This window comes from Archangium violaceum Cb vi76, from assembly GCF_000733295.1.
Lineage (GTDB): Bacteria > Myxococcota > Myxococcia > Myxococcales > Myxococcaceae > Archangium > Archangium violaceum.
Genome location: NZ_JPMI01000282.1, coordinates 1 through 14,820 on the forward strand (window position 1 = coordinate 1; position 14,820 = coordinate 14,820).

General features: G+C 69.7%; 1 protein-coding gene. It reads left to right on the forward strand.

The annotated features are described in order from the left end of the window. Positions 1-14,820 (forward strand): non-ribosomal peptide synthetase (locus tag Q664_RS39050; protein WP_043408130.1); only part of this gene is annotated, 14,820 nt, incomplete at both ends.

Consider the following 14,820-nt stretch of genomic DNA (forward strand, 5'->3'; position numbering starts at 1 on the left):
GAGTCCAAGGACATCGGTTACGTGGAGACCCATGGCACCGGGACTCCCCTGGGCGATCCGCTGGAAATCGCCGCCCTCCAGCGCGCCTATGGCCTGGGCGCCGAGCACAAGGGCACCATTCCCATCGCCTCGGTGAAGACGAACATCGGCCACCTGGACACCGCGGCGGGCCTGGTGGGCCTCATCAAGGCGGCGCTGGTGTTGCACCATGGGGAGATTCCCCCCAGCCTGCACTTCGAGCAGCCCAACCCCTCCATCGACTTCGACGCGGGGCCCTTCTTCGTCAACACGGCCCTCCGGGAGTGGAAGCGCGGCCCTGTGCCCCGGCGCGCGGGCGTCAGCTCCTTCGGCATTGGCGGCACCAACGCCCACGCCATTCTCGAGGAGGCCCCCGAGCAGAGCAGCGAGCCGAGCCTCCGTGCCCAGCAGGTGGTACTGCTGTCGGCGCGCACACCCGCGGCGCTGGACGCGCTGGGCACCCAACTCGCGGCGCACGTGGAGGCGAATCCGCACCTGACGCTGGCGGACGTGGCCTCCACGCATGCCCTGGGCCGCAGGGGCTTCGAGCACCGCAGGGCCGTGGTGGCCCGTGACGCGGCGGAACTGGTGCAGCGCCTGCGAAAGCCCGGAGCCGCCGTGGCGCTGGACGACGTGGAGTCGGGCCGCCGCCTGCGCGTGGCATTCCTCTTCCCCGGCCAGGGCGCACAGCAGGTGGCCATGGGCCGCGAGCTGTACCAGGCCGAGCCCGATTTCCGGGCACACGTGGACACGTGCCTCGGGCTGCTGGAGATGCCACTGCGCGACGAGGTGCGCACGCTGCTGCTGCCCGAGCCGAACCAGGAAGCCACCGCCAAGGAGCTGCTGTCCCACCCCCGCGTGGCCCTGCCCGCTCTGTTCACCGTGGAGTACTCCCTGGCCCGCACGTGGATGGGCTGGGGGGTGACGCCTCACGCCCTGCTAGGCCACAGCTATGGCGAGTACGTCGCCGCGTGCCTGGCGGGCGTCTTCTCCCTGGCGGATGCGCTGCGGCTGGCCGTGACGCGCGGACAGTTGATGGAGGGCATGGCTCCGGGCGCCATGCTCGCGGTGGGCCTCTCCGAGGGAGAGGTGCGTCCGCTGCTCTCCGGCCGCCTGTCCCTGGCCGCCCTCAACGCTCCCGGCCGCTGCGTCATCTCCGGCCCCATCGCCGAGGTGGAGCACCTCACCGAGGAACTGAAGCGCCGTGACGTGGGCACGCTGCGGCTGCCGGCGGCCCATGCCTTCCACTCCGCCGACGTCGAGCCCTTCATGCCCGAGCTTCTGCGCGTGGTGGCCTCGCTGGAGCGCTCGGCCCCCAAGGCGCGGCTCGTCTCCAGCCTCACCGGTACCTGGGCGACGGCTGAAGAGGTGATGGACCCGGGCTATTGGGCCCGGCAGATGCGCCAGCCCGTGCGCTTCGCCTCGGGCGTGGAGGCCCTGCTGAGCGAGGGTTGTAGCCTGCTGCTGGAGGTGGGCCCCGGGCAGGATTTGACGGCCCTGGTGCGCGCGAACCTGGACAGCAAGAGCGGCAAGGTGAAGGCACTGCCCTCGCTGCGCCGACAGGGCAGCTCCGCCTCGGAGCACGCCGTGTTGCTGCAAGCGCTGGGCGACACGTGGGCCCATGGCCTGTCCGTGGACTGGAAGGCCTTCTACGCCCGCGAGCGGCGCCTGCGTCTCTCCCTCCCCACCTACCCCTTCCAGGAGAAGCGTTGCTGGGTGGACGATGTTCCCACCGTGGCTCGGCCCGCCACCGCGCTTCCGATCGCGCCTGCCGCCACCGCCGTCACGCCCTCCACTCCGGCCGTCCCCGTTGCCCCCGTGGCCGCGCCCGCGGTGGTCCCCGCCGGCCGCGAGGACATGCCTCGCGGTGACATCGAGGAGCGCGTGGCCGCCCTCTGGCGCGCTCGCCTCGGCCTGGAATACGTCGGCCGCGACGACAGCTTCCTCGAGCTCGGCGGCAACTCGCTGCTGGCCGCGCAGATGCTCACCCAGATGCGCGACACCTTCGGGGTCAACCTCCCCCTGGCGGACCTCTTCGACAGCCCCACCGTCGCCGGCATCGCCGCCCGCATCGAAGCCCTGCTGCAATCCGCTCCCCAGCAACAGCAGACCCAGCAGAAGACCCTCGCGCTGGCGCCCCTGACGCGCGACGGCGAGCTGCGGCTCTCCTACGTGCAGGAGCGTACCTGGCGCCTCGAGCAGTTCCTCCCGGGCCTGTCCGCCTACAACATCCCCTTCGTCCTCCGTCTGGAGAGTGCCCTGGACGCGCGGCTGCTCGAGCGCGCCATCCAGGAGGTCGTCCAGCGTCACGAGGTGCTGCGCACCACCTATGACACCGTCGACGGCCGCCCCGTGCCGAGCTTCCACGCGAAGATGCACGTGCCCCTGGAGGTGCTGGTGCTCGACGGCACTCCCGAGGAGCGCGAGGCCGAGGCCATGCGCCTGGCTCGCGAGGACGCGGCACGGCCCTTTGATCTGGTGAAGGGTCCCTTGCTGCGCACCACCCTGCTGCGGCTGCGCGAGGACGTCCACGTCCTGATGTGCACCCACCACCACATCGTCAGTGACACGCTCTCCGTCCTCATCTTCGTCCAGGAGATGGCCGCGCTCTACGTGGCCATGAGCGAGGGGAAGCCCTCGCCGCTGCCGGCCCTGCCCCTGCAATACGCGGACTTCGGCCACTGGCAGCTCCGCAATGTGAGCGAGAACCTGTTCGCCGAGCAGCAGCAGTGGTGGCGCCAGCGGCTCGCCGGCATGCCGCCCCGGCTGAACCTGCCCACGGACAGGCCCCGGCCCGCCATCTGCCCGCTCACCTCGGAACGCATGTCCGTGGACTTCCCTTCCGCGCTCGCCAACGAGATGGTGGTCTTCGGCCGGCGCGAGGGCTTCACCTCCTACATCATCCTGCTGGCCGCGTGGCAGGCCCTGCTGCACCGCTACAGCGGGCAGACGGACATCGTCGTCGGCACGCCCATCGCCAACCGCACCCGCCCCGAATTGCAGTCCCTCATCGGCTACGTGGCCCACTCGGTGGCGCTGCGCACGGACCTGAGCGGTGACCCCACCTTCCGCGAGCTGCTCGCCCGCGTTCGCGAGGTGCTGCTGGGCGCGCAGAACCACCCGGACGTGCCCTTCGAGCAGCTCGTCGAGGAGCTCCTTCCCCAGCACGACATCGGCCGCGGACGCATGACGGACAGCGTCTTCGTGCTCCATACGGCGGCCGGCAACCCGCAGCAGATGCCCGGCCTGCGCGCCCACTTCGTCGAGGTGCCAGGCACCCCCGTGCAGTGGGGCACCACGCTTTCCGACCTCACCCTCGTGTTGCAAGAGGAGCCCGGCAAGCTGGGTGGCGCTCTGGAGTACGCCACCGAGCTCTTCGACGCTTCCACCGCGCGCCGCATCCTCGAGCACCTGCGGGTGCTGCTGACCGCGGGCCTGGCCCGGCCAGACGAGCGTATCTCCCGGCTGCCCCTGCTCACCGGGGAGGAGCGGCAACAGTGGCTCCAGCCCCAGCCCACGCCCACCTCGCCCACCGTGCCCGAGCTGCTGGCACGGCGCGCGGAGAGCACACCCGGGGCAGTGGCCGTCGTGCGGGACGGGCGGACCTGGACCCTGGGCGAGCTGATGACCCGAAGCCGGAGTCTGGCGGCCCGCCTGCACGCCCTGGGCGTGAAGCACGGTGAGCCCGTCGTCGTCTGCCTCGAGCCCTCGCCCGAGAAGCTGCTCGCTCTCTGGGGCGTGATGGAGGCGGGTGCCTCCGTCGTCACCCTGGCGCCCTCCGAGCTCGGAAGCCTGCCCCACTACGCGCCCGAAGGAGCCAGTGCCCCCGTGCTGCTCACCTGGCGCGGCCTCGTCACCGCCCAGCGCCTGGAGCCCTCGCGCGTGCTGCACGTGGAGTCCCTCGAGGACGCCCCGGCTTCGGCTGGGGCGAAGGCCTCCGTGCGTCCGGAGGACCCGGCCTGGCTGCTGCCCGCCGGTGCCTCGCAACCCGCCTGGGTTCTCTCCCACGGCGGCCTGCTGCACCTCTTCGACACCCTGGATGCACGGCTGAAGCCATCCGAGGGCAGCACCTGGCTGGCCGCCGCGGAGAACGCGGTGGAGCGCCCGGAGCTGGAGTGGTTGTGGGCCCTCTCCCGCGGCCTGCGCGTGCTCTTCCCCTCCCAGGAGGTGTCCGCGAGTCTGTTGCACCTGCGCGGCGAAAACGTCCGCTCCCGCGCCGTCGACTTGAGCCTCATGTTCTTCGCCAATGACGAGGACGCCATGCGCGGCTCCAAGTACGAGCTGCTGATGGAGGCGGCGAAGTTCGCCGACGCCAACGGCTTCTCCGCCGTCTGGACGCCCGAGCGCCACTTCCATGCCTTCGGCGGCATCTACCCCCAGCCCGCCCTCCTCGCCTCCGCCGTCGCCGCGGTGACGCGCAACCTGGGCCTGCGCGCCGGCAGCGTGGTGCTGCCCCTGCATGACCCGCTCCTGGTGGCCGAGCAGTGGTCCGTGGCCGACAACCTCTCCAACGGCCGCGTTGGCGTCTCCGTCGCCACCGGCTGGCACGTGCAGGACTTCTCGTACGCGCCCCACAACTACGAGAACCGGCGCAACATCCTCCTGGAGAACCTGAAGACACTGAGAGCCGTCTGGCGCGGCGAGAAGCTCAAGCGCCGGGGCGGCGGAGGCGTGGAAGTGGAGGTGGGCCTGCGCCCGCTGCCCGTGCAGCGCGAGTTGCCCATCTGGCTCACCGCCACCTCCAACCCCGAGACGTTCCGCATGGCCGGCGAGCTGGGTGCTGGTGTCCTCACCGGCCTGTTCGCCCACTCCTTCGAGGAGCTGAAGGCCAAGGTGGGCCTCTACCGCGAGGCCTGGCGCCGCAACGGCCACCCGGGCCGCGGCCACATCACCGCCATGCTCCACACCTTCATCGGCGACGATGACCGCGAGGTGCTGGAGACGGTGCACAAGCCCCTGCTGGGCTACTTCCGTGGCTCGGTGGACATCGTCGCCTCGCTGGCGGCGCTGCAGGGCTTCAAGGGCGACATCGCCAAGGTGCCCGAGGCCGACATACAGGTCATCCTGGAGCGCGGCTTCGAGCACTACGCCTACCACGCGGGCCTCATCGGCTCGGTGGAGAGCGGGGTGAAGCGCCTGGAGGAGGTGCGCCTGGCGGACGTGGACGAGGTGGCGTGCCTCATCGACTTCGGCCTGGACACGCCCACCGTGATGCAGGGCTTGCGCAAGCTGGCCGAGGTGCGCCAGCGCGGCGAGGAGCTCGCCGCCGGACGCCAGGAGCAGGTGCTGGTGGAGAGCCGGCAGGGCGTCGACGCCCTGGTGGAGCTGGCTCGCAGCTCGGGCGGGGTGATGATGCACGCCTCGGCTCGGCTGGCCCGGACGTTGTCGGAGCTGCCCGATGCCCGGCGGGCCCTGGAGCCGGTGAAGGCCCTGGTGCTGGAGGAGAGCTCCGCGGAGCTCGCCCGGGCGCTGCAGGAGGCGGCTGGGGTGCCGGTGTTGAGGCGGAGTGTGGTGGCGGACGGCTCGCTGGTGCCGCGCACGCCGGAGGAGGAGCTGCCCTCGGAAGTGCAGCGCTGGGTGCTGGACGAGTCCGGCCAACCGGTGCCGTCCGGAGTCGTGGGCGAGCTGGCGCTGTACGGCGCCGGTCTGCCGCAGAACCTGTGGCGCGCCTCCAGTGAGGACCACCAGCGCTGGGTGCCCCATCCGCTGAGCGCCTCCGAGCGCCTCTACCGCACTGGCCGTTATGTGCGCATGCGCACGGACGGGGGCCTGGAGCCCATGAGTGCTCCCCCGGCCCGCGCCAGGCGCCCCGCCGCCGTCGTGCCGGCCGCCCCCCCGGCGGGAGCCTCCACGCCTCCGCCCATTCCTCACGCGCCGAGGAACGAGCCCCTGCCGCTCTCCTTCGCCCAGCAACGGCTGTGGTACCTGCAGCAGTTCGAGCCGACGAGCGCGGCGTACAACAACGGTGTCGCGTACCGCCTGAGCGGTCCGTTGGACGTATCCGCCCTCCAGAGCGCGCTGCGGGAAGTGGTGCACCGTCACGAGGCGCTACGCACCACCTATACCCTCACCGAGCAGGGCGCCATCCAGCTCATCCATCCGGGCATTGAGCTGTCCATTCCCCTGGTGGAGCCCAACGCCTCCACGTCCGAGGCTCGCGAGTCCGAGGCCCTCCGCCTGTGTCGCGAGCACCTGCTGCTGCCCTTCGATCTGGAGAAGGGTCCGGTGCTGCGCGCGCTGCTCGTGCGGTTGGAGACCGAGGAGCACATCCTCAGCCTGGTCTTCCACCACATCGTCTCGGATGCCTGGTCCTCGCTGGTGCTGGCCGATGAGCTGGTGGCGCTCTACACCGCCTTCTGCGCCGGGCAGCCTTCGCCGCTGCCGCCCATGGCGCTCCAGTACGCGGACTTCGCCGTGTGGCAGCGCAAGTGGCTCGAGGGCGCGGTGATGGAGTCGGAGATCGTCTGGTGGAAGCAGCGGCTCGCGGGCGTTCCGCCGCTGGAGCTGCCCACCGACAAGCCCCGTCCGGCCGTCCAGGCCCAGAAGGGAGCCCAGCACCCGTTCCTGCTGCCTCGGGAGCTCTCCGAGCCGCTGCTGGCATTGGGGCGGCGTGAGGGCTCCACGTCCTTCATGGTGATGATGGCGCTCTTCCAGACGCTGCTGAGCCGTTACAGCGGCCAGGAGGACTTCGCCGTGGGTCTGCCCACGGCCGGCCGTCACCATCCGGGCACGGAAGGCCTCATTGGGTGCTTCATCAACACGCTCGCGGTGCGCGCCTCATTGGACGGGGCTCCGTCCTTCCGGCAGTTGTTGACGCGCGTGCGGCGGGCGTCGCTGGAGACCCTGGCCCACCAGGAGCTTCCCTTCGAGCGTCTGGTGGACGCGCTCCAGGTGCACAGGGACCTGAGCCGCTCTCCCGTCTTCCAGGTGCTGCTCAACGTCGTCAACGTGCCCCCACCGCAGGCCGAAATGGCCGCCTTGCGACTGAACGGGGTGAAGATCAACTCGGATACGACGAAGTTCGATCTGACGCTCGAGGTATTGGAGAGGAGCGACGGGCTGTACTGCACCTTCGAGTACGCGACGGAGCTGTTCGAGCCGTCCACCGTGGTGCGCATGGCCGGGCATCTGGCCGTGCTGGCGCGGCAGGTGGTGGAGACTCCCGAGAAGCCACTGGCGGAGCTGACACTGCTTTCCCAGGCCGAGCGCCAACAGGTGCTGGTGGAGTGGAACCAGACACAGACGGACTACCCGCGCCACGGCTCCATCCACGGCCACTTCGAGGCCCAGGCCCGCCTCACTCCGGATGCCATCGCGGTGCAGGAGGGCGAGCAACGCCTCACCTACCGTGAGCTGGACGAGCGCGCCAACCAGCTCGCCTGGCACCTGCGCTCCCTGGGCGTCGGCACCGAGGCCATGGTGGGCCTGCTGCTCGAGCGTTCCACCGACATGGTGGTCGCCATGCTCGCCACCCTCAAGGCTGGTGGCGCCTACCTGCCCCTCGACACCTCCTACCCCTCCGAGCGTCTGGCCTTCATGCTCCAGGACTCCTGCGCCCGGGTCCTCATCACCCGCCAGTCCCTCCAGGCCCTGCTGCCTTCTCACTCGGCTCGCCTCCTCCTGTTGGACTCCGAGTCCTCGGCCCTTGCCCAACAGCCACGCCACGCCCCGCCTTCAGGTGCTGGTTCCGACAACCTCGCCTACCTCATCTACACCTCGGGCTCCACGGGTCGCCCCAAGGGTGTCGCCGTTCCCCACCTCGGCGTCCTGCGTCTCGTCCTCTCCACGAACTACATCCGCTTCACCCCCGAGGACTGCGTCGCTCACGCCTCCAACACCGCCTTCGACGCCGCCACCTTCGAGGTCTGGGGTGCGCTGCTCTCCGGCGCTCGCCTCCTCATCCTCTCTCGCGAGCAGCTCCTCTCTCCCCACGAGCTCGGCGCCACCCTGCGCGCCCACTCCGTTTCCACTCTCTTCCTCACCACCGCCCTCTTCAACCAGTTCGCCTCTCTCGAACCTTCCTCCTTCTCCTCTCTCCGCGATCTCGTCGTCGGAGGTGACGCCATTGACGTCACCTCCGTGCGCCGCGTCCTCGAGGCCGCTCCTCCTGCTCGCCTCGTCAACGGCTACGGCCCCACTGAATCCACCACCTTCGCGATCTGTTACCTCGCCCGTTCCGTCGCGCCTCACGCATCCTCCATCCCCATCGGCAGTCCCATCTCCAACACCACCGCCTTCGTCCTCGACGAGCACCTGCAACCCGTACCTCCTGGTGTCCCTGGTGAGCTGTACCTGGGCGGCGATGGCCTGGCGCGTGGCTACTTCGGCCGCCCCGAGCTCACCGCCGAGAGGTTCATCCCGCACCCGTTCTCCTCGTCTCCGGGCGCCCGCCTCTACCGCACTGGTGACAAGGTGCGTTGGCTGGAGAATGGCGAAATCGAGTTCCTCGGCCGCCTCGACTCGCAGGTGAAGCTGCGCGGCTTCCGCATCGAGCTGGGTGAAATCGAGTCCGCGCTCCGCGCCCACCCCTCCGTGCGCCAGGCCATTGTGGTGGTGCGTCAGGACTCGGGTGACAAGCGCCTCGTGGCCTACGTCGTGCCCACTTCCCCTCGCCCTCCGGGAGAGGGACGGGGTGAGGGTAGCGCGGCCCTCGAGCTCAACTCCGTGGAGCTGAGCACCTTCCTCAAGGGCACCTTGCCCGAGTACATGGTGCCCTCCGCCTTCGTGTCCCTGGAGTCCCTGCCCCTCACTCCCAACGGCAAGGTGGATACCAAGGCGCTTCCCGCGCCCGAGACCTCCTCGCTCCAGTCGGCCGCGGCCTATGTCGCTCCTCGCAACGAGCTGGAGCAGCGCCTGGCCGACATCTGGGCCCAGGTGCTCCACACCGAGCGCGTTGGCATCCACGACAACTTCTTCGAGCTGGGTGGCCACTCGCTCCTGGCCACTCAAGTTGTCTCCCGCATCCGCTCCGCCTTCCAGGTGGAGCTGCCCCTGCGCGCCCTCTTCGAGGCGCCCACCGTCTCCGCCCTCGCCGCCCACCTGGGCTCCGCTCTCCAGTCCGGTGCCGCGCTCCAGGCACCTCCCCTCACTCCGGCGGACACCTCGGGCCCCCTGCCTCTCTCCTTCTCCCAGCTGCGCCTGTGGTTCATCGACCAGCTCCAGCCGGGCTCCTCCGCCTACAACATGCCCTACGTCCTGCGCCTGGAGGGCGCTCTGGACGAGGCCTCTCTCCAGCGCGCCTTCACCGAGCTGGTCCGCCGTCACCACTCCCTGCGCACCACCTTCGGCTCCGAGGCCGGCCAGCCCGTCCAGCGCATCGCTCCCTCCGCCTCCCTGCCGCTGTCCCTCGTGGACCTCTCCTCCCTGCCTCCTTCCGAGCGCCAGGAGGAGGCCCGCCGTCTGGCCTCTCATGCCGTCATGCGGCCCTTTGACCTGGCCCACGGCCCACTGCTGCACGCCTCCCTCTTCAAGCTCGAGGCGCAACTGCACCTGCTCGCCCTCTCCATGCACCACATCGTCTCCGACGGGTGGTCCATGGGCATCCTCGTGCGCGAGATGGCGGCTCTCTACCAGGCCTTCTCCTCGGGCCAGCCCTCTCCCCTGCCCGAGCTGCCCCTGCAATACGCTGACTACGCCGTCTGGCAGCGCAACTGGCTCCAGGGCTCCGCTCTCGAGCAGCAGCTCGACTGGTGGCGTCACCAGCTGGCCGATGCGCCCAGCGCGCTGGAGCTGCCCACCGACAAGCCTCGTCCCTCCGTCCAGAGCCACCGCGGTGCCCTCGTCGAGGTCCATCTCCCCAAGGAGCTCTCCGAGTCGCTCAAGGCCTTCTGCCAGCGCGAGGGGGTCACTCCCTTCATGACCCTGTTGGCCGCCTTCCAGGTGTTGCTCTCGCGCTACTCGGGCCAGGACGACATCAGCGTCGGCTCGCCCATCGCCGGCCGCCGCCACTCCGAGCTCGAGGGGCTCATCGGCTTCTTCGTCAACACCCTCGTGCTGCGTGCTCGCCTCGCCGGTGTCAGCACCTTCCACGAGCTGCTGCACCAGGTGCGTGAAACCACCCTCGGTGCATTCGCCCACCAGGACATCCCCTTCGAGAAGCTCGTCGAGGAGTTGCAGCCTCCGCGTGACTTGAGCCGTTCTCCCCTCTTCCAGGTGATGTTCGCCCTGCAGAACGCGCCTCAATCGACCATCGACCTGCCGGGACTCTCCCTGCGCCCGTTGATGCCCGATGAGGTGGCCTCCAAGTTCGACCTCATCCTGTCCCTCGTCGACAACCCCGAGGGCTTCTTCGGCACTCTCGAGTACTGCGCGGAGCTCTTCGAGCACGACACCGTGGCGCGCATGGCCGAGCACCTGGCCGAGCTGGCACGGCAGGTGGTGGAGTCTCCGGAGAAGCCACTGGCGCAGCTGACGCTGCTGTCCCAGGCCGAGCGCCAGCGGGTGCTGGTGGAGTGGAACCAGACGCGCACGGACTACCCGCGCCACGGTTCCATCCACGGCCACTTCGAGGCCCAGGCTCGCCTCACTCCCGACGCCATCGCCCTCCAGGAGGGCGCGCGGACTCTCACCTACCGGGAACTCGACGAGCGCGCCAACCAGCTCGCCTGGCACCTGCGCTCCCTGGGCGTTGGTACCGAGGCCATGGTGGGCCTGCTGCTCGAGCGTTCCACCGACATGGTGGTCGCCATGCTCGCCACCCTCAAGGCGGGTGGCGCCTACCTGCCCCTCGACACTTCCTACCCCTCCGAGCGCCTGGCCTTCATGCTCGAGGACTCCTCTGCCCGGGTCCTCATCACCCTCCAGTCACTCCAGGCTCGGCTGCCTTCTCACTCGGCTCGCCTCCTCCTGTTGGACTCCGAGTCCTCGGCCCTTGCCCAGCAGCCACGCCACGCCCCGCCTTCAGGCTCTGGCTCCGACAACCTCGCCTACCTCATCTACACCTCGGGCTCCACGGGTCGGCCCAAGGGCGTCGCCGTTCCCCATCTCGGCGTCCTGCGTCTCGTCCTCTCCACGAACTACGTCCGCTTCACCCCCGAGGACTGCGTCGCGCACGCCTCCAACACCGCCTTCGACGCCGCTACCTTCGAGGTCTGGGGGGCGCTGCTCTCCGGTGCTCGCCTCGTCATCCTCTCTCGCGAGCAACTCCTCTCGCCCCTGGAACTCGGCGCCACCCTGCGCGCCCACTCCGTTTCCACCCTCTTCCTCACCACGGCCCTCTTCAACCAGATCGCCGCCCTCTCGCCCTCCTCCTTCTCCTCCCTGCGGCACCTCCTCGTCGGCGGTGAGGCCATTGACGTCACCTCCGTGCGCCATGTCCTCGAGGCTGCTCCGCCCTCTCGTCTCCTCAACGTCTACGGCCCCACGGAGTCCACCACCTTCGCCACCTGGTACCGCATCCAGTCCGTTGCGCCCGACGCCTCCTCCGTCCCCATCGGCAGTCCCATCTCCAACACCACCGCCTTCGTCCTCGACGAGCACCTGCAACCCGTACCTCCCGGTGTGCCTGGTGAGCTGTACCTGGGCGGCGATGGTCTGGCGCGTGGCTACTTCGGCCGCCCCGAGCTCACCGCCGAGAAGTTCATCCCCCACCCCTTCTCCTCGTCTCCGGGTGCCCGCCTCTACCGCACCGGTGACAAGGCGCGTTGGCTGCCGGACGGCCAACTCGAGTTCCTTGGCCGCCTCGATTCGCAGGTGAAGCTGCGCGGCTTCCGCATCGAGCTGGGTGAAATCGAGTCCGCCCTGCGTGCCCACCCCTCCGTGCGCCAGGCCATCGTCGTGGTGCGCCAGGACTCGGGTGACAAGCGCCTCGTGGCCTACGTCGTGCCCACTTCCCCTCGCCCTCCGGGAGAGGGACGGGGTGAGGGTGGCGCGTCCCCCGAGCTCACCTCCGTGGCTCTGAGCACCTTCCTCAAGGGCACCTTGCCCGAATACATGGTGCCCTCCGCCTTCGTGTCCCTGGAGTCCCTGCCCCTGACGCCCAACGGCAAGGTGGACACCCAGGCGCTTCCCGCTCCCGAGGCCTCCTCGCTCCAGTCAACGGCGGCCTATGTCGCTCCTCGCGACGAGTTGGAGCGGCGCCTGGCCGACATCTGGTCCCAGGTGCTGCACACCGAGCGCATCGGCATTCACGACAACTTCTTCGAGCTCGGTGGCCACTCCCTCCTGGCCACCCAGGTCGTCTCCCGCATCCGCTCCGCCTTCCAGGTGGAGCTGCCCCTGCGTGCCCTCTTCGAGGCCCCCACCGTCGCCGCTCTCGCGGTTCACCTGAGCTCCGCCCTCCAGTCCAGTGCCTCGCTCCTGGCGCCTTCCCTCACGCCGGCGAACACCTCGGGCCCTCTGCCGCTCTCCTTCGCTCAGCAGCGCTTGTGGTTCCTCGACCAGCTCCAGCCCGGTTCCTCCGCCTACAACATGCCCTACGTCCTGCGCCTGGAGGGCGCTCTGGACGAGGTCTCTCTCCAGCGCGCCTTCGCTGAGCTGGTCCGCCGCCACCACGCCCTGCGCACCACCTTCGCCTCCGAAGCGGGCCAGCCCGTCCAGCGCATCGCTCCCACGGCGTCCCTGCCCCTGTCCCTCGTGGACCTCTCCTCCCTGCCTCCCGCGGAGCGCCAGGAGGAGGCCCGCCGTCTTGCCTCCCATGCCGTCATGCGCCCCTTTGACCTGACGCATGGCCCGCTGCTGCACGCTTCCCTCTTCAAGCTCGAGGAGCAACTCCACCTCCTCGCCCTCTGCATGCACCACATCGTCTCCGACGGTTGGTCCATGGGCATCCTCGTGCGCGAGGTGGCCTCCCTCTACCAGGCCTTCTCCTCCGGCCAGCCATCTCCCCTGTCCGAGCTGCCCCTGCAATACGCCGACTACGCCGTGTGGCAGCGTCAGTGGTTGCAAGGCGCCGCCCTCGAACAGCAGCTCTCCTACTGGAAGCAGCAGCTCTCCGGCGCTCCCGCTGCTCTCGAGCTGCTCACCGACAAGCCCAGGCCTTCCGTCCAGAGTCACCGCGGTGCACACCTCGACGTCCACCTGCCCAAGGCCCTCTCCGAGTCCCTCACGGCCTTCTGCCAGCGTGAAGGCGTCACTCCCTTCATGGCCCTGCTGGCCGCCTTCCAGCTTCTGCTCTCGCGCTACTCGGGCCAGGACGACATCTCCGTCGGCTCACCCATCGCCGGCCGCCGCCACTCCGAGCTCGAGGGGCTCATCGGATTCTTCGTCAACACCCTCGTCCTGCGTGCTCGCCTCTCCGGTGTCAGCACCTTCCGCGAGCTGCTGCACCAGGTGCGCGAGACCACCCTCGGAGCCTTCGCCCACCAGGACATCCCCTTCGAGAAGCTCGTCGAGGAACTGCGTCCTCCTCGCGACCTGAGCCGTTCTCCTCTCTTCCAGGTGATGTTCGCCCTGCAGAACGCGCCTCACTCGGACATCGACCTGCCGGGTCTCTCCCTGCGCGCCATTCCTCCTGGCGAGCTCCCCTCCAAGTTCGATCTCACCCTCTCGCTCTTCGAGGGCCCCGAGGGATTCACCGGCACTCTCGAGTACTGCTCCGACCTCTTCGAGCACCACACCGCCGTCCGCATGGTGAGCCACCTGCGGATGCTCCTCTCCTCCGTCCTCTCCCAGCCGGATGCGCCTCTCTCCTCGCTCTCCCTGTTGACCGGCGCCGAGCGTCACCAGCTCTTCGTCGAGTGGAGCCCCGCCCCCCGCGCACTGCCCCAGCACCCGCTCGTCCACCGCCTCTTCGAGGCTCAGGTGCGCCGCGCTCCGGATGCGCTCGCCCTCCTCTCCTCCAGCTCCCGGCTCTCCTACTCGGAGCTCAACTCCCGCTCCAACCAGCTCGCCCGCCTCCTGCGCTCCCTCGGCGCTGGCCCCGACTCCCTCGTCGCGCTCCACCTCGAGCGCTCCACGGACTTCGTCGTCGCCCTCCTGGCCACCCTCAAGGCTGGCTCCGCCTGGCTTCCCCTCGACCCGTCCCTCCCCAACGAGCGCCTCTCGTTCATCCTCTCCGACGCTCGTCCCTCCCTCCTCCTCACCCACTCCTCCCTCGACGTGGACGTCCCCTCCTTCCGGATGGACGCCCTCTCCGAGCGGCTCTCCTCCTTCTCCGGGGATGACCTCGAGGTGACCCCCGACGGCGACCACCTCGCCTACGTCATCTACACCTCCGGCTCCACCGGCCGCCCCAAGGGTGCCCTCCTGCACCACCGCGGCCTCTTCAACACCGTCCTGCAGGGCATCGACTCCATGCGGCTCGGGCCTGACTCCCGCGTCCTGCCCTACGCCTCCACCGGCTTCGACGCCTCCATCTGGGAGATGCTCCCCACCCTCGTCTCCGGTGGTCAGCTCTTCCTCACCCCGCGTGACCAGCTCGCGCCCGGCGCGCCCCTGCGGGACTTCCTGCGCGAGCACGCCATCAACACCGCCTTCTTCACTCCCGCCCTGCTCGCCCTCCTCGAGCCGCAGGGTCTCGAGTCCCTCCACACCGTGTCCGCTGGCGGCGATGCCCTTCCCCCGGAGCTCGTGGCCCGCTGGAAGCCCGGGCGCCGCTTCGTCAACCTCTACGGCCCCACCGAGGTCTCCATCGTCGCCACCTCCACCGATGACGTGGATCCTCGCCGCGTCTCCATCGGCCGCCCCTTCCACAACCTCGAGGCCTACGTGCTCGATGAGCACCTGCAACCCGTCCCCCCCGGTGTCCCCGGCGAGCTGTGCCTGGGGGGTGTCGGCCTGGCGCGTGGCTACCTCGGCCGTCCCGAGCTCACCGCCGAGAAGTTCATCCCCCACCCCTTCTCTTCTGCTCCGGGCGCCCGCCTC